The 15,974-nt window shown below is 72.1% G+C and carries 11 protein-coding genes; 6 read left to right on the forward strand and 5 right to left on the reverse strand.

Features of this window, described 5'->3' with window-relative positions; all coding sequences use genetic code 11:
- Positions 1–27 precede the first annotated feature (27 nt).
- The gene (locus tag BMZ82_RS35530; RefSeq protein WP_093781530.1) at positions 28–816 is read left to right on the forward strand and encodes a thioesterase II family protein; all 789 of its coding nucleotides are present in this window, start codon (positions 28–30) and stop codon (positions 814–816) included.
- 87 nt (positions 817–903) lie between these two features.
- On the opposite strand, the gene BMZ82_RS35535 is transcribed toward BMZ82_RS35530, so the two are convergent.
- The 3 genes from BMZ82_RS35535 to BMZ82_RS35545 all read right to left on the reverse strand — a co-directional run bounded on the left by BMZ82_RS35535 (position 904) and on the right by BMZ82_RS35545 (position 7,096).
- A complete protein-coding gene (locus BMZ82_RS35535) occupies positions 904–2,772 on the reverse strand; it encodes a non-ribosomal peptide synthetase (RefSeq protein WP_093781531.1) in 1,869 nt (622 codons plus the stop codon).
- A complete protein-coding gene (locus BMZ82_RS35540) occupies positions 2,769–5,747 on the reverse strand; it encodes a condensation domain-containing protein (RefSeq protein ID WP_093781532.1) in 2,979 nt (992 codons plus the stop codon). Before BMZ82_RS35540 ends, BMZ82_RS35535 begins: the two co-directional genes overlap by 4 nt.
- Positions 5,748–5,881: 134 nt before the next feature.
- The gene (locus tag BMZ82_RS35545; RefSeq protein ID WP_177244820.1) at positions 5,882–7,096 is read right to left on the reverse strand and encodes a cytochrome P450; all 1,215 of its coding nucleotides are present in this window, start codon (positions 7,094–7,096) and stop codon (positions 5,882–5,884) included.
- 250 nt (positions 7,097–7,346) lie between these two features.
- Here BMZ82_RS35545 and BMZ82_RS35550 point away from each other — a divergent pair, with 250 nt between their 5' ends.
- From BMZ82_RS35550 to BMZ82_RS35565, 4 genes are all read left to right on the forward strand, one after another.
- Positions 7,347–8,363 (forward strand): sensor histidine kinase, encoded by a 1,017-nt coding sequence (locus BMZ82_RS35550; protein ID WP_177244821.1) that lies wholly within the window; start codon positions 7,347–7,349, stop codon positions 8,361–8,363.
- Positions 8,360–9,055, forward strand: a complete 696-nt coding sequence (locus BMZ82_RS35555; RefSeq protein WP_093781535.1) for a response regulator — start codon at positions 8,360–8,362, stop codon at positions 9,053–9,055. Before BMZ82_RS35550 ends, BMZ82_RS35555 begins: the two co-directional genes overlap by 4 nt.
- Positions 9,056–9,320: 265 nt before the next feature.
- Positions 9,321–10,685 (forward strand): NsdA family TPR-like regulatory protein, encoded by a 1,365-nt coding sequence (locus BMZ82_RS35560; protein WP_093781536.1) that lies wholly within the window; start codon positions 9,321–9,323, stop codon positions 10,683–10,685.
- 94 nt (positions 10,686–10,779) lie between these two features.
- Positions 10,780–11,637 carry an SDR family NAD(P)-dependent oxidoreductase gene (locus tag BMZ82_RS35565; protein WP_256252279.1) on the forward strand — a complete coding sequence of 286 codons (858 nt, stop codon included), beginning with the start codon at positions 10,780–10,782 and terminating at the stop codon, positions 11,635–11,637.
- Here BMZ82_RS35565 and BMZ82_RS35570 read toward each other — a convergent pair.
- Both BMZ82_RS35570 and BMZ82_RS35575 read right to left on the reverse strand, forming a co-directional pair.
- The gene (locus BMZ82_RS35570; RefSeq protein WP_093781537.1) at positions 11,630–13,189 is read right to left on the reverse strand and encodes a class I adenylate-forming enzyme family protein; all 1,560 of its coding nucleotides are present in this window, start codon (positions 13,187–13,189) and stop codon (positions 11,630–11,632) included. The genes BMZ82_RS35565 and BMZ82_RS35570 overlap by 8 nt on opposite strands.
- The gene (locus BMZ82_RS35575; RefSeq protein ID WP_093781538.1) at positions 13,182–14,354 is read right to left on the reverse strand and encodes an NAD(P)-dependent alcohol dehydrogenase; all 1,173 of its coding nucleotides are present in this window, start codon (positions 14,352–14,354) and stop codon (positions 13,182–13,184) included. The genes BMZ82_RS35570 and BMZ82_RS35575 overlap by 8 nt, the downstream gene beginning before the upstream one ends.
- Positions 14,355–14,929: 575 nt before the next feature.
- Between BMZ82_RS35575 and BMZ82_RS35580 the strand changes: the two genes are divergently transcribed.
- Entirely contained in the window at positions 14,930–15,682 is a 753-nt protein-coding gene (locus tag BMZ82_RS35580; protein WP_143098972.1) for a ZIP family metal transporter, read from the forward strand.
- Positions 15,683–15,974 lie beyond the last annotated feature (292 nt).

Genomic DNA, 15,974 nt, shown 5'->3' on the forward strand with positions numbered 1-15,974 from the left:
CAGACGACAGAACAGAGGAACCACGACGTGACGACGCACACCCCCTCCGACACCAGCCTGTGGGTGCGCCGGTACCACCAGGCGCCCGGCAGCCGGGTCCGCCTGATCTGCTTCCCGCACGCCGGGGGATCGGCCAGCTACTTCAACCCGGTGTCCGCCGCCCTCTCCCCGGCCGTCGAGGTCGCCGCGATCCAGTACCCCGGACGGCAGGACCGCCGGGCCGAACCGTGCGTCGGGGACCTCCGCGAGCTGGCCGCCCTGGTCTGGGAGCAGTTGCGGCCGGTGCTGGCCGAGCGGCCCGAGGTGCCGACCGCGCTGTTCGGACACAGCATGGGCTCCATCGTCGCGTTCGAGGTGGCCCGGCTGATGGAACGCGAGCCCGGCACCGGCCCCCTGGTGCTGTTCGCCTCCGGCCGCCGCGCGCCCGCCATCCCGCACGACGACGACATCAGCGGCCGTGACGAGGCGGGCATCGTCGCCGAGATGCGGGCCCTGGGCGGCACCGACTCACGGGTGCTGGCCGATCCGGAACTGCTGGAGATGGTGCTGCCCGCGCTGCGCAACGACTACCGCGCCGTCGAGAGCTACTGCAGCGACGCCGACACCCGGATCTCCGCGCCGGTGTCCGTGCTGGTCGGCGACACCGACCCGCGCACCTCCATGGAACAGGCGCACGCCTGGAGCGGGCACACCAGCGGCACCATGGAGATCCACACCTACCCCGGCGGCCACTTCTACCTGGAGCACAACCAGGCCGGAGTGCTGGGCACCATCCGCGACACCCTCACCAAGCACGGCATACGCCTGGCCCCCTGATCACGGCACACGCGAACGTGAAAAGGCCCGCCGCCCTGTAGACCGTTACAGGGCGGCGGGCCGGTTCATGTGCGCCGGGACCGGGCGTCAGCCCCCCGTGCCGTTGGCGTCCCCGGCGTCCAGCACCTCGGCCAGGGCCCGCACCGACGGGGCGTCGAACACCTGGGCCATCGCGATGTCGACCGCGAACTCCCGCTCCACCAACTGGCAGAGCTGGGCCGCGTACAGCGAGTTGCCGCCCAGCAGGAAGAACGACGTGTCGCGCGGCACCTGCGCCAGCCCGAGCACCTCGCCGAACACCGCCGCGAGCCGGGCCTCCGTACCGTCGCGCGGTGTCGTGCCGGCCGCCGCCTCCCGGTCGCGCAGCCGCTCGGCCAGCTCGGCCAGCGCGTGGCCGTCGACCTTGCGGTCCTCCAGCACGGGCAGGGCAGGCAGCCGGTGCACGCGGGCGGGCAGCAGATACCCCGGCAGCCGCTCGGCGAGCACGGCCCGCACATGTTCCGGCTCCGGCTCCTCGGATGCCGTGTCATCGGCCGTGCCGGTCGCCACGTAGAAGAGGCACAGGTCCTCGCACGCGCCCTGCGGCCCGTACAGCGGGACCACCCGGCAACTGCCGACCCCGGGCACCAGCCGGGCGGCGCGCTCGACGTCGTCCAGCTCCACGCGGTAGCCGCGCATCTTGACCTGGCGGTCGGCGCGGCCGTCGAAGTGCAGCAGGCCGTCGGCCGACCAGTGGCCCAGGTCTCCGGTGCGGTAGACGGTCAGCAGCGCGCCGTCGGGCCCGACCGGGACCTTGACGAACTTCTGCGCCGTCAGCTCCGGGTCGCCCAGGTAGCCCAGGGCCAGGCCCGCGCCGGACAGGCAGATCTCGCCGGTCTCGCCGACCGCGCACGGCTCGTCGCCGTCCAGGACGTACGCGGCGGTGTCGCCGTACGGGCGGCCGAGCGGGACGCCGGACTCGTCCTGGCAGTCCTCGGGGGTGACGATGTGCCCGGTGGCGGCGATCGTGCACTCCACCGGCCCGTACATGTTGTGCAGCGGGATGTCCGGATGCCGCTCCAGGAAACGGCGGGCGTGCACCGGGGACAGCCGTTCGCCGCCGGTGCCGACCACCCGCAGACCGGTGAAGGCGTCCAGGTCGGTGTCGATCACCATGTGCAGGACGGCCGTCGGCAGGAACACCGTGTCCACACCCTGCTCGGCAACCAACTCCCGCAGACGGCGCGCCAGTTCGACGGTGTCGGAAAGGATCAGCACCGTGCCGCCGCCCAGCAGCACCGCCCAGGAGTCCAGCCCGAAGGCGTCCCAGGTGGCAGCCAGCGACTGCGGCATCACAGCCCGGCCGCCCACCGGCGCGAACGCCCACTCGTCGAAGAGGCGCACATTGCCGCGGTGCGCGGTCAGCACCCCCTTGGGCGTGCCGGTGGTGCCCGAGGTGAAGAACACGGCGCTCGCGTCGTCGCCCCGCACAGTCACCTCGGCGGCCTGCCGCCCGTCGGCCGCCAGCGCGGCGAAGTCCGCCTGCCCGACCCGCCAGACGGGTACCGGCCAGGACGCGTCCTCGGCCACCGCCATCAGCGGCGGCGCGAGCCGTTCCACCAGCGCCTCGATCCGCTCCTTCGGCCACCGCGGATCCAGCGCCGCGTACGCGGCCCCACGGCGTACGACCGCGAGCAGCACCGCCAGCAGCTCCGCGGAGCGGGGCATCAGCACCGGCACCAGATCGCCGGGGCCAACGCCCCGGTCGGCCAGCTCGGCGGCGAAGTCGTGGGAGGCGGCGGCGAGTTCGGCGTAGGTGACCCGGCGCGGGCCGTCCACCACGGCGGTCGCGTCGGGATACCGGCGCACACACCAGTCGAACAGCTCGTGCATGGTCTCGCCCCGGACCGGGGGCCCGGCGAGCGGGTTCCAGGCCGGGTCGGGCAGGGGCGCGCGGGGCGTCACGGGGGCGCTCATGAGCGCGCCGCCAGGGTGGACATCCGCACGGCCAGGCCCGCCGGGGTCGGGTTCTCGAAGACGTCGGCCAGCCGCAGCCGGATGCCGGTGTCCTCCTCCAACTGCTGGACCAACTGCGCGGCCAGCAGCGAATGGCCGCCGCTGCCGAAGAAGTTGGCGTCCGGGCCCAGGTCCTGCCGGCCGGTCAGGGTGTTCCACAGGTCCACCAGGCGTGGCGTCCAGTCGCCGTCGGCCGGCGGCGTGCGCGTCGCGGCGGCCTCGGCGGCCAGCGCGGTGACCGCGACGAGGTCCACGGTGCCGTCGGCGGTCTGCGGCAGCGCGTCTGTCACCAGCACGAACGCCGGGACGGCGGCGCGCGGCAGCCGCAGCTCCGCGTGTTCGCGCACCGTCTCGGGGCTCGGCGGCTCGTCCGGGCCTGGCACCGGGCGGACCAGGGCCACCAGCGTCGGCTCGTCGCCGGGCAACTCCACCACGGCGGCCTGGGCGACCGCCGGATGTTCGCTCAGGACGCTCTCGGCGCGCTCCGGTTCGACCCAGCCGCCGAGCCGGTACAGGCGGCGCGCGACGGAGCCCAGCACCTCGACCGTGCCGTCGGCGGTCCACCGGCCCAGCAGGCCGGTGGCCACCGCGTCGTGCCCGCCCCGGGACACCCGCAGGTCACCGGTCACACCGAGGGGCAGCTCCCGTCCGCCGGGCCGCCCGGTGACACGGACCCGGACACCCGGTGCCGGACGCACCTCGTTCAGCCGTCGGCCGTCCGCGTCCACCGGCGTCGCCACGCCCCACACACCGCAGTCGTCGACGCGCAGCAGGTACGGACGCGCGCCGAGGGCCGTCAGCCGGGGCGTGAGGCCCGTCGGCGGCGGCTCGGTCAGCAGGGCGGGCCGGGTCACCGGGCCGCCCCGGGCCAGCAGGTCCCACCAGGTGGCGGGCGCGGCGCGCAGCGCGGCATGCGGATGCCGGTCCAGCAGTTCGTCCAGCGTGCCGTCGTCCCCGGTGGCGACGATCACCCGGCCGCCGGTGGCCAGCGGCAGCCACATCTCCAGCACCGCCGCCGGGTCTCCGGGCGCGCCGTGCCAGACGGCGTCCACCGGGCCGTCCGCCGGGCTGTCCTGTCGGGCCGCCAGCGCGCGGGCCGCGTCCTCCAACAGCGCGCCCAGATCGGCGTGTTGGACCACACCGTCCGCCCGCCGCCAGGCCGCCGCGCCGGGGTCCAACCCGCCGTCCTCACCGGCACTGGCACCGTCGCCGTCGGTCACGTCCGGGAGGGCCAGTCGTACGCCGTCCGGCAGGAGCAGGGCGGTGTCGCCGTCGCCCGCCTCGGTGGCACCGCAGGCCGCGCCCGCCAGCCACAGGCCCAGGACCGCCGTCAGCCCCGCCGACCCCGCAGCCGCCGACACGCCCACGGTGTCGCCGGGTGCGACCCCGTGCTCACGCAGCAGGGCGGCCGTGGCCCGGGCGGCGCGCCACAGCGCCGCGTACGTCACGGTCCGGCCGCCCTCCTCGACGGCCACCGCGTCCGGGGTGGCCGTGGCCCGGGCGGCGACGATCGCGGGCAGGGTGCGCGGAGTTCCCTGCGCGCGGGGGGTTTCCTGCGGGCGCGGGGCGTGCGCGCCGTCCACGGTCGTCTGGTCGGTCGCGCACCACGCGGTGATGTCGGCGAGCCGTTTGCCGGGGTCGCGGCCCAGTTCGGTCAGCAGCGCGTCGTACCGGTGCAGCAGCAGGTCCACGTCCCGCGCGGTGTGCGCGACCGTGGAGTACACGGCCTTGACCTCGTAGCTGCCGGGCACCGGCGAGATCACGAACTCCAGGTCGAACTTGCTGCTGCCGGTCTCCACGACCGTCAGCTCGCCCGGCAGTCCGCCGACCAGGATCTCGCGATTGTCGCGCCCCGGCAGGTAGTTGAAGATATGCCGGAACAGCGAGGAGCGCCACGAGGAGTCCAGCCGGGGCGCGTCGGGCACCAGGACGTCCACGGGCGCGTCGGCGTGGCCGACCGCCTCCAGGAAGATGTCACGGGTGGCGCGGACGAACTCCCGGAAGCCGAGTTCGTCGTCCACGTGGTTGCGCAGCGGCAGGATGTTGACGTGGTAGCCGATGGTCCGCTCGGTGCGCGGGCCACGGATGTTGACCGGCAGGCCGACCGCGAAGTCGGGGCCCGCGCCGTGCCGCGCCAGCAGCAGGTAGTACGCGGCGAGCAGCACCACCGCGTCCGGCGCCCGCAGTTGCCGCTGGCAGTCGTGCAGCACCGCCGCCGACTCCGCCGACAGCACATGGCTGCGCGTCGCCCCGGCCAGCGAGTCGCCGTCCACGGGCCGGTCTCCGACCCGCAGTTGGGCGCTGTACGGGTCGATGCCCTCCAGATGCCGCTGCCAGAACTTGAGGCTCGCCTCGGCGGGCTCGGGCTCCACCCAGGCGGGCACCACCTCGACCGGAGCGGCGGACAGGTCGTGGCCGTCGGCCGCGATGCCGTAGGCGGCGGCCAGCTCCTCCAGGAAGATCGAACTCGACATGGAGTCGAAGACCAGGTGATGCACCGACAGGCACACCACATCGCCGTCCGGTGCCCCGAAGTGGCCCACCCGCAGCAGCGGACCGCCGTCCAGCGCGAACGGCCGCAGCACGAACTCGGCCATCGCGGACCGCAGTTCGTCCTCGTCGCCGACGCTACGACGCTCCACCGACGGCGCGGTGTCAGCGGCCGGCAGCAGTTCCTTGACCAACTGCCCCGCCTCGACGCGGAAGACGGTACGCAGGGTCTCGTGGCGGCGCACCATCGCCCGCACCGCGTCGCCGAGCAGCCGGCCGTCCAGCCGCCCCGCGACCCGGACGGCCGCACCGGGCACGTTGTTGACGCTGCCGTCGGGCACCAGGCGCTCCAGCAGCCACAGCGCCTCCTCCTTGCGGCTGACCGGCCGCGGCGCGCCCCGGGGCCGACCGTGGTCGGCCGTGACAGTGCTCTCAGACGATCCCATGCGCTGCGCTCTTTCGTGCTCGGGGCCGGGCCCTGGCGGCCTTCGGCGTCCGTGATGCGGCGTGCCGGGCGGCAGGCCGCCGTACGGGGTGCGGGGTGCGGCGTGTCCTGCGGGGTGTCGTGCGGGGAGTCCGGTCAGCCCGCGGCGACCGGGAACCGCCGCAGCCCCCGGGCCGATGCCGACATCCAGCGCTCCTCAGGACCGGTCTGCCGCAGGTCCGGCAGCCGGGCCGCCAGTGCCCGGAACGCGGCGGCGGCCTCCATACGGGCCAGCGGCGCGCCCAGGCAGTAGTGCGGACCGCCGGAGAACGACAGGTGCTCGGTCTTCGTGTTGCGGGTGATGTCGAAGCGGTCGGGGTCGGGGAAGACCTCCGGGTCCCGGTTGGCGGCGCCCAGCAGAACCGCCACCAGCGACCCGGCGGGCAGGGTGTGCCCGGCCAGCTCCACGTCCTCGTGGGCGACCCGGGTCGCCAGTTGCGCGGGGGAGTCCCAGCGCAGCGTCTCCTCCACCACGCCCGCGGCCAACTCGGGGTCCGCGCGCAGCAGTTCCCACTGCTCGGGGTGGTTCAGCAGCGCCATCGTGCCGTTGGCCACCAGGTTGGTGGTGGTCTCGGTGCCCGCCACCGCGAGGATGCCGCAGATCCCGATGGCCTCGCTCCTGGTCAGCACACCGTCGCGTTCGGCCGCCACGAGCCGGCTGATCACATCGTCGCCCGGCTCCATGGCGCGCAGCTCCATCAGGTCGGCGAACACCTCGTACAGGCCGTCGACGGTCAGTTGCAGCTCCCCGAGCAGCTCGGGCGAGACGAACCCCTCCAGCACCTGCGCCGCCCCGTGGCAGCAGTGGTCGAACTTCTCGCGGTACTCGTCGGGAATTCCCAGCAGGCCCCGGATGAGGGCGATGGGAAGATGCTTGGAGAAATCCTTCACGAGGTCGAACCCGGCGACCGGATCGAGCCGGTCGAGCAGTTCCGCGCAGACCTCTTCCACATGCGGAAGATACGTCCCCATATGGCGCGGGCTGAACAGCGGAATGGCCAGTCGGCGCATCCTGGTGTGGTCCGGCGGATCCAGTTTGAGGAAAGAATCGTCCAGCGAGGAGAACTGCGGCGCGACCCGTTCCCCGGCGACCGTACGCGTGCCGAAACGGCTGTCGCGCAGAATGCGGTTGCCCAGCGCATGGTCGGCGGTGACCCAACTGTCGACCCGGCTCAGATGCAGCGGACCGCGCTTCCTGATCTCGTCGTACAACGGGTACGGATTCGCCTGCCCACGCAACAGCAGTGCGTAGGGATCCCCCAGCGCGCCCATACTCCATATGAACCGCGAGCTCTGGAGGTAGCTTTCCATTTCTTTTTCGGTCGGGACCGGCATGCAGCTCCTCGGACATTACGCAGACCGCGATTCGATACGTGTCGTATGCTAGCGACGCGATGCGTGGGAGAAACCCCCTACCGTGCCCTGAAACCCCCTAGTGGCACCCCCGATCGCCGTGCCGAACGACCCTATGACGGCTGCTTGCAATTGGCGGGAGTGGAAGTCGGGAGTGGAAGTGTCAAGACCTGGGAAAGACTGGGCGGGCTCGAACAGCTCGTGGGCCGTGGAGACCGCCCGGTGGGAGATCCTGGACGCCTGCGAGGCCGAGTTGCAGGGTATGCTCGCGCCCGGTGAACCCGCTCTGATGGCCTGGCTGTTGGCGCAGGCGGACCAGATGGTCACCGAAGTCGTGGACAGCCTCAGGGCCGGCGAACCGAAAGTGCGGTCCGCTTCCCGGGGAGTCTGCGACGGCCTGACAGACCCCCCGGCGCTCGAGGACTTCATTCACGCGTCCTCCGCCTGCTTCTGTTCCGTTCTTGATTCGATCCTGCGGCTGGCGGAGCTGGACAAGGCGCTGAACAGCGATATCCGGCTGGTGGTCAAAGTCCTGGAGGAAAGCCGCAGCCGGCGCCTTCGGGAACTGACGGAAAGACTCCGAAAACTTCTGATGGAATGGACCCTGCGCGCCCAGGAGAGCGAGCGTACCCGAATATCGCGCGAACTCCACGACCGTATCGGCTACGGGCTCTCGGTGGCCTACCGGAATCTGGAGCTGTTCCATCTGTACCGCGCCTCCGATATCGCCGTCGCGACGGTGAAGGCGGAGGCCGCCCAGAAAGCCGTACGCGATTCCATGGACCAGTTGCGCATGATCAGTGCGGATCTGCGCGGAAACGACAGGAAGGGCGGCCTGAAAAAGGCGCTGCTGCACTCGCTGCAAGACCTGGAGATCGAAGGCGTCTTTGTGCAGGTGCAGGTGGAGGGCGACGAGTCGACGGTGCCCGTCGGCATTCTTGACGAAGTGTTCCTCATTCTCCGCGAAGCGCTGCTCAACGCGCTCCGGCACGGACGGCCCAGACGACTGCGGATAAAGGTGGACATCTCCGCCGACGAGATCCGCGCCAGGGTCGACGACGACGGCCGGGGATTCGACCGGGAACCCCTTCCGTCCGCCAAGAGCATCGGGCTGATGGCGATGGCCGAACGCGCCCGGCTGCTGTCCGGGTCCGTCGTGATCCGCAGCCAGGTCGGCACCGGAACCCACGTCGCCCTCGCCGTACCCCTGCGGGAGGTGCGATGACGACGCCCGGCGCACCGAGCAGCGCCGTCCCGGGCGCACTGATCAGCGTGGTCCTGGTGGACGACCACACCCTCTTCCGCGACGGCATCCGCGAGATCCTCGGCTTCTACCCGGACCTCACCGTCGTCGGCGAGGCCGCCACCAGCCAGGCGGCGATCGAGCAGATCGACGAACACCGCCCCGACATCGTCCTGTTGGACATCGAACTGCCCGGCGGCGAGCCGTACGACACCGTGACCCGGATGCGCGAGCTGTCCCCGGCCACCCGGATCATCGTGCTGAGCATGTACGACCGGCCCCAGATGGTGCGCCGCCTCACCGAGGCGGGAGTCCGCGGCTACCTGCTCAAGACCGCCGACCGCGAGGAACTCGTCGGCGCCGTCCGCCGCGTGCACACGCACGCCGACTGCCTGGTGCTCGGCATCTCCGCCCAGTCGGCCGCCACCCTGCACGACCGGGCCGAGAACCCCTTGTCCCCGCGCGAGAGCGAGGTCCTGGAAATGGTCGCCCAAGCCCTCAGCAACAGCCAGATCGCCGTCCGGCTCGACCTCTCCGAGGCCACCGTCAAACGCCACCTGCGCAACGTCTTCGCCAAACTCGGCGCGGTGTCCCGCATCGACGCCGTCAACAAGGCGGTCGGCGCGGCCCTGATCTCCCCCACACACCACTCGGAGAACACCCCGTTCACATGAGCGCCGCCCGACTGGCCGACTGACGGACTGACCGCCTGCCGGGCCCTGTGCCGAGCAGGGACTCCTGCCGTGCCGGAGGCCGCCGCGGGGGCGTGAAGCGCACGGCGTCCTTCGGGATGCGCTGGGCCAGAGGGGCTTGTACCACTGCGCGCGCGCCGCGTGAGCCATGTGCTCCCGCGCTCCCTCGCATGCATCAGAACAGTGCAAATAGGCTGAAATTCCACAGAGGTCACGCAAGACCTCCCTGGTCATCAGGGGAGACTCGATGGCACAGCTCCGGCAGCCGAACGACACTCTGCGCAGCATGCTGGTGCGGTCCGCCTGGACTTTGGAGGCGCTTGCGCGTTCCGTCAACGCGGTGGCCGCCGAGACCGGCAGGTCGCTCACCTACGACCGCACGTCCGTCTCCAAGTGGCTCGCCGGTGTCCTGCCCCGCGACGACGTGGTCCCGTTGCTGGTGGAGGCGTTCTCTCGACGACTGGGGCGGCCTCTTACTTCGGCGGATCTCGGCCTTGGCGGAGCAGTAGCGGCTGCGGGCCGGTCGGCCGCGCGAGGGGTGTCCGAGCCCGCCGTGGTGCTCGCTGAACTCGCTGCCGGCCAGGCCGATTTCCGTCGGCGAACGGCGCTGGAGTCGTCTCCGTACCAGTTGCTCGACAGCCTCGTCCGCCCGGTTTCGGCCCCTCGCGTGGGCGTGGGCGTGTCGCCGTATCGGTCGGGGCGGGCCGAGGTCCAGGCCCTGCGGACCGCGAGCGTCCTGTTCGCCTCACTGATGGAGGCTCTCGGTGGCGGCACTGCGCGCGTCGCGCTCGCCACCTTCCTCGCCGAGGACGTCACCACATGGCTGCACGCCCACGCCAGTGACACCGTCCGAGGTGAACTCTTCACCGGCGCCGCCGAACTGACCCTGCTTCTGGCCCGGATGAACATCGACCTGCATGCCCATGGCCTGGCTCAGCGCTACCTCGACATCGCGTTCGCGCTCGCCTCGGAAGTCGGTGGCCGTACCACGGAGGCCATCGCGCTGCGCGTCATGAGCGCCCAGGCCCTCGACCTCGGCCACCACGAGGCAGCGTTGCATCTGGCCGAAGCGGCCGAGAGTGCGGTACGGGAGTCACCGGGCGCCGTTCGGGCCTTTGTCGACGCCCAGCTCGCACTCGCCCAGGCGGCCACCGAACAACACCGTTCCTGCCTCCGGTTGTTCGACCGTGTGGATCGCAACTCCCCTGATGGAGAAGGTGCATTCGCAAGTCCCTTCGGCTCGTACAGCCGGGCCTCGGCGCTGTACCAGCGCGCCGGCGCTCTCACCCACCTCGGCGAGGTCCGCCTGGCCGCACAGGACTTGACCGTCTCGCTTCGCCACCGCGCCCATGACGAGACCCGGGCCCGGGCCCTCACACTGTCCCGGCTCGCCGGCCTCCACCTGCGCATGGGGCATGTGGACGAAGCCTGCGCCGCCTGGCTGGAGTTCCTCGACCTCTACCCGCTGCTGCACTCCGCTCGTGCCGATCGTGAACTGACCGGCCTCATCCAGAAGTTGCGTCCGCACGGCCGACATCATGCGGTCGCACACGTGCTGGAGCGAGCGGGCGGACACGGCTACGGCGGTCTGCGCCGGGCAGGGCCGGCCTGATCTGACGGGGGTTCAGGAAGGGGCGGGGATCGTTCGTCGACGTGTTCAGCCTGGCACCCATGGTCCCAAGGGTGCCTGGAGAAAAGGGAGTTCCGTGACTGCTGAGAACCCTTCGGCCGCCGCGAGCACGGCGGCCCGGTCCGCCTTGCGCGGCCGCACCGTGATGATCACCGGCGCGGGCGGCGGGCTCGGCCGGGCGTTCGCCACGGCCCTGGCACGGGAGGGCGCCCGCCTCGTCCTGGTCGGCCGGGACCCCGACTCCCTGGCACGCACCGCCGAAGAGGTGCGGCCGACCGGTGCCTCCGTCCTGATCGCGGCGGGGGACGTCACACGGGCCGCGGATCTCGCGGCTGCCGTGGCCGCGGCGGTGTCCGCCTTCGGGTCCGTGGACGTGCTGGTGAACAACGCGGGACAGCCGGGGCCCATCGGGCCGACCTGGGAGGTGGACCCGGACCACTGGTGGCGGGCCATGGAGGTCCATGTCAAAGGAACGCTCCTGGCCTGCCGCGCGGTGCTGCCGCACATGGTGGGACGCGGGTCCGGACGCGTCATCAACATCGTCAGTCAGGCGGGGGTGGATCGCTGGCCCTATGTGACGGCGTACGCGGTGTCCAAGGCGGCCGTGATCAAGCTGACCGAGAACCTGGCAGCCGAGCTGCGCGGACACGGGGTGACCGTGCTCAGCTACCACCCCGGGCTGGTGGACACGGGCATCACCCGGGCCCAGATGGCCCGGCCCCGTGACAGCGACCCCTGGTCGGACCTGGTGTCCGGCTGGTTCCTGGAGCAGGACCGGCAGGGGGCCTTCACGGACATCGGCCGGTCGGCGTCCATGTTGGTGCGGCTGGCGCGGGGAGACGCCGACGCGGAGTCCGGGCGCTACGTCACGCCCGACTCACGGCTCGGCGACGGCGAAGGCGACGGCGAAGGCGACGGGCGGGCGGCTACGTGAGACCGGCGGTCCCGAAGCGTTCCCGGAGGGCCGGCTTGTCGGTCTTCCCGGTGGCGGTACGCGGGATCTCGTCGACGATGTGGACCACGGTGGGCTGCTTGTAGCGGGCGAGGAGTCCGTCGGCGTAGGCCCGCAGCGACGCGGCGGAGACGGTCTGTCCCCGGGCGGGCCGGACCGCGGCGGCGACGGTCTCGCCCCACCGGGCGTGGGGAATCCCGAACACGGCGATGTCCCGCACGGCCGGACACTGGCCCAGGACCTGCTCGACCTCGGCGGGGGAGACGTTCTCACCGCCGGTGATGACCATGTCCTTGCGGCGGTCCACCACATGGACACGGCCGTCGGCGTCCAGGAATCCCACGTCGCCCGTGCGCAGCCAGCCGTCCGGACCGAGGTGTTGTGCGGTGTGCTGCGGATCCTTCCAGTAGCCGGGTGTCACCTGTGCTCCGCGGACCCACAGCTCGCCACGCCGGCCCGGCAGGAGCGGCTCGCTGCCGTCGAGCGCGGTGACACGTACTCGGGTGAACGGCATGACCGGGCCCGCGGAACCGGCGTGGAGGAGGGTTTCGTTGCGCGGCAGGCAGGTGACGAACGACGTCGTCTCGGTCAGCCCCCATGCCTGCTGGAGCAGTATCCCGTGGCGGGCGTACGCCGTGACGAGCTGACGCGGTACGGGGGCACCGGCGACGACGGGCAGCCGCAGGTGGGGCAGCGGCGTGTCCGCGGTGTCGAGGTGGACGAGCAGCTCCTGGTACATCGTCGGCACCATGAACAGCGCCGTCACCCGGTGCGTGACGAGGTCGGCCAGAGCGGCCGCGGGGTCGAAGGCGCGGTGGACGAGGAGCGTGCCGCCGTAGGTGAGCACGGGCAGGGTGAGCGCGCACAGTCCGCCGACGTGGAAGAGCGGTGCTGCGCCCAGGACCGTGTCCCGGGCGCCGAGGCCCAGTGCCTGACGGACGTTGCGGTTGTTGCTCCGCAGGTTGCCGTGGGTGAGGATCACCCCGCGGGCCCGGCCGGTGCTGCCCGAGGTGTAGAGGAGGACCGCGAGATCGTCGTCGCCGGCGCACACGGGGGGAGCGGGGGCTTCAGGGGGAGCGGGCGCGGGCGGGCGGCCGTCGACGAGTACGGGTCGGTCGCCGAGTACGGGTCGGTCGACGAGTCCGGGTCCGTCGCCGAGTCCGGTGTCGAGGAGGGGACTTGACGCCTCGGCGACGACCGCGGCCGGTGCGCAGTCCTCCAGTACGGCGAGTGCTTCATGGGGCGACGAGCGGAAGTTCAGGGGGACGAAGGCCGCGCCCAGCCAGTGCGCGGCGTACATCGTCTCCAGGAGCAGCGGGCTGTTGCGTCCGGCGTAGGCGATCCGGTCGCCGGCCCGCACTCCGCAGGCGGCGAGGGCGCCGGCCAGCCGCCGTACCGACGCCAGGAGGTCCGCGTAGGAGAGGGACCGGCCGTCGTAGCGCACGGCGACAGCTCCGGCAGCGTCTGCCGCGAGGCGGCGCAGGGCGGTCAGCGGGTCGTCGGCAGGCCCTGCGGTCCCGTCGTGGCTAGCCATGACCCGCGCCCGCGACGGCCTCGCGATCCGTGGCCGTGTTCCTCGCTGCCGGGGCGGGCACGTCGAGGGTGAGAACCGGTTTGGTCACCCGGCCCGCCTTCATGTCGTCGATCGCCTCGTTGATCCGCTCCAGCGGATACCGGGTGATCAACTGGTCGAACGGCAGGCGGCCTTGGCGGTAGAGCCGGATCAGAGCGGGGACGAACGACTGCGGTACGCCTTCGCCCTCCACGATGCCCACGACCCGGCGGCCGAGCAGCAGCCCGAACATGTCGAGCTTCACCTCCGTACCGGGAGTCGGCACGCCGGCCAGTCCGCAGGTGCCGCCGGGTGTCAGGCAGTCCACCGCCTGCCGCAGCACCTCCGGTGCGCCGGTCGCCTCCAGGCTGTAGTCGGCGCCCGCGCCCCCGGTCAGCGAGCGGATCGCGGCGGTGGCCTCGCCGTCCGCGAGGTTGAGGGCGTGGGTCGCGCCGAGGGCCTCGGCGCGGGCCAGCCGGGCCGGGTTGCGGCCCACGACGATGATCGTGGTGCATCCGGCGATGCGGGCCGCGAGGACGGCCGCGCAGCCGACCATACCGGTGCCGAACACGGCGATGCTGCTGCCCGCTTCGCATCTGAGCACGTTCAGCACGCTGCCCGCGCCGGTCTGCACACCGCACCCCAGCGGGCCGAGAACCTCCAGCGGCAGGCCGGGCCACGCGTCGACGACGATCGCCGAGCGCGCGGGGACGACGGCATGGCTGGCGAACGCGGACTGCCCGAAGAAGGAGTCGTGGATCACCGAACCGCCCGCACTGAGCCGGCTGGAGCCGTCGGGGCGGCGCCCGGACATGTTCCGGGCGAAGAACTCGTGGCAGTAGGCGCCGTTGCCACGCAGACAGGGGCGGCACGACCCGCACGTCGCGTAGTTCAGCACGACGGGGTCGCCCGGCGACACCCCCAGAACCCCGTCACCGACCCGCTCCACCACGCCCGCGCCCTCGTGCCCGAACACGGCGGGCAGCGGGACGGGCAGGCGGGCATCGCGGGCACTGAGGTCGGTGTGGCAGACACCGGTACCGGCGATCCGGACGAGGACCTCGTCCGGTCCAGGCTCGGCGAGCTCCAACTCCCGCACTGCGAAAGGCTCATGGGCGGTCTCGGTGACCGCCGCGGTGATCCGCATCCTGACGTTCCTCCCCGGGTCGGCTCCGGGCGTCACTCGCCCGGCGTGCGCACCTTCAGCCTCCGGCGTCCCGCACGGATCATCACGGACATCAAGGCCAGCAGACCGGACCATGTCCACCGGTGAGTCCACGACCGGCTTCGTCTTCTGCCTGGTTCCGGGGTTCATGGTGAGCCCCAAGGACTTCTCGCGTCCCTGAAGCCCATGCCACCGCCTGTGGTCGGGCCTTGGTCGGCGGCGAGTTGTACCTCCCCAAGTGCGCCGGGCCAGTTCACCCTTCGTGGCGAACTCCCGCTCGTCGCGGCCGGGGCCCGTAATCGCAAGAACCCCACCCGGCCCGAGCCAGGATCCTCGCCGCCGGCGACAACGCCTGCCGACTGCTGGAACACCTCCACCGGCACAGAGCGGGTTACCGGCCCGGCCAGCAGGCCGAGGCGCTGCGGCAGATCGTCGTGCTCCTCGTCCTTCACACCAATGGCCCCTGGAGCAGCAGGGCAGCATGCGGCCAGGCAGGAGATGTGGCAGCGTCACGGGAATCTGTCCCATTCCTGCGCTCGCTTCAAGAAGGGCGAACGGTGGCTGGTGCGGTTGTCGAGGCGGGGGCAGGGGTCGCGCTGTCATGGGGAAGAGAATTCAGCCTCGGGCAGTACCTGGGGCTGATGCTGATCGCGGCGGGGACACTGGTCGGTGCCTGGTCGGGGCGGCGGTGGTCGCATCGTTCGACGGTGCTGCTCGGGGCCGCGTCGGGAGTGCTGCTGGCCGTGGCCGGGGCCGACATCGTGCCGCACGCGGTCCACGAGGCGGACGAGGTGGGGCTTTCCCGCTGGGTCGTGCCGGTCGCCGTCGTGATGGCCTTCGCCCTTGCCTCGGCGGGCCGCCTACTGCGCAGGCGGTGTGAGCCGGGACGTCTTCAGAGTGCCGGGACCGCGATGGCCCTGGTGCTGCACCGGTTGGTGGAGGGCATGACGGTGGCCTTGCTGGCTTCGGTTCCTGTGGTTGCCGCGCTGGTCGTGCACTCCGTCAGTGAAGGACTCGCCCTGACGGCGGTCCTCGACGCGCGGGGCCGGCGCCGCCTGACCCCGTGGCTGGTCACCGTCTGCCTGAGCCCGCTCGTGGGCGGCTGGATCACCCTGGTGGCGCCCGTGCCGGAGTGGGTGCACGTCCTGCTGCTCGCCGTGGTCGCGGGGGTGCTGCTGCGGGGTGCGGGCACCGCTCTGGCACTGGCCCGGCGCCGCCGGGCGGCCGGGGAGTTGGCGGGGCCGCCCGTGCTGCTGGCGCTCGGGTCGGCTGCCGTCGTCACCGTCGCAGCAGTGCTGGTCCAGCGCTGACCTCGCCAACGTCGAGCAGGTCCACTGGGAGAACGTCCCTCCGGGCGATGTCGACATTGCAGGCCTCGTTCGGCTCCGTGATCGTGGGCGGACACCGTGGATGCACCTCGCAAGACCCAACTGCTCGGGTCAGCAGCCGGCCGCTGCAGAGGGGTGACCGGGCGCGCCACCCGGACGAGCGGCAGCGGTGGAGCAGGGAAATTCCCCCGTTCCAACAGAAGTGCGCCCCTCGCGCTCGGCACCCGGTTGGTGCTTTCCCGCTCGCGGAGCCGCCTCGGTCGCAGCATCCTGG

The organism is Streptomyces sp. yr375, from assembly GCF_900110755.1.
Taxonomy (GTDB): domain Bacteria; phylum Actinomycetota; class Actinomycetes; order Streptomycetales; family Streptomycetaceae; genus Streptomyces.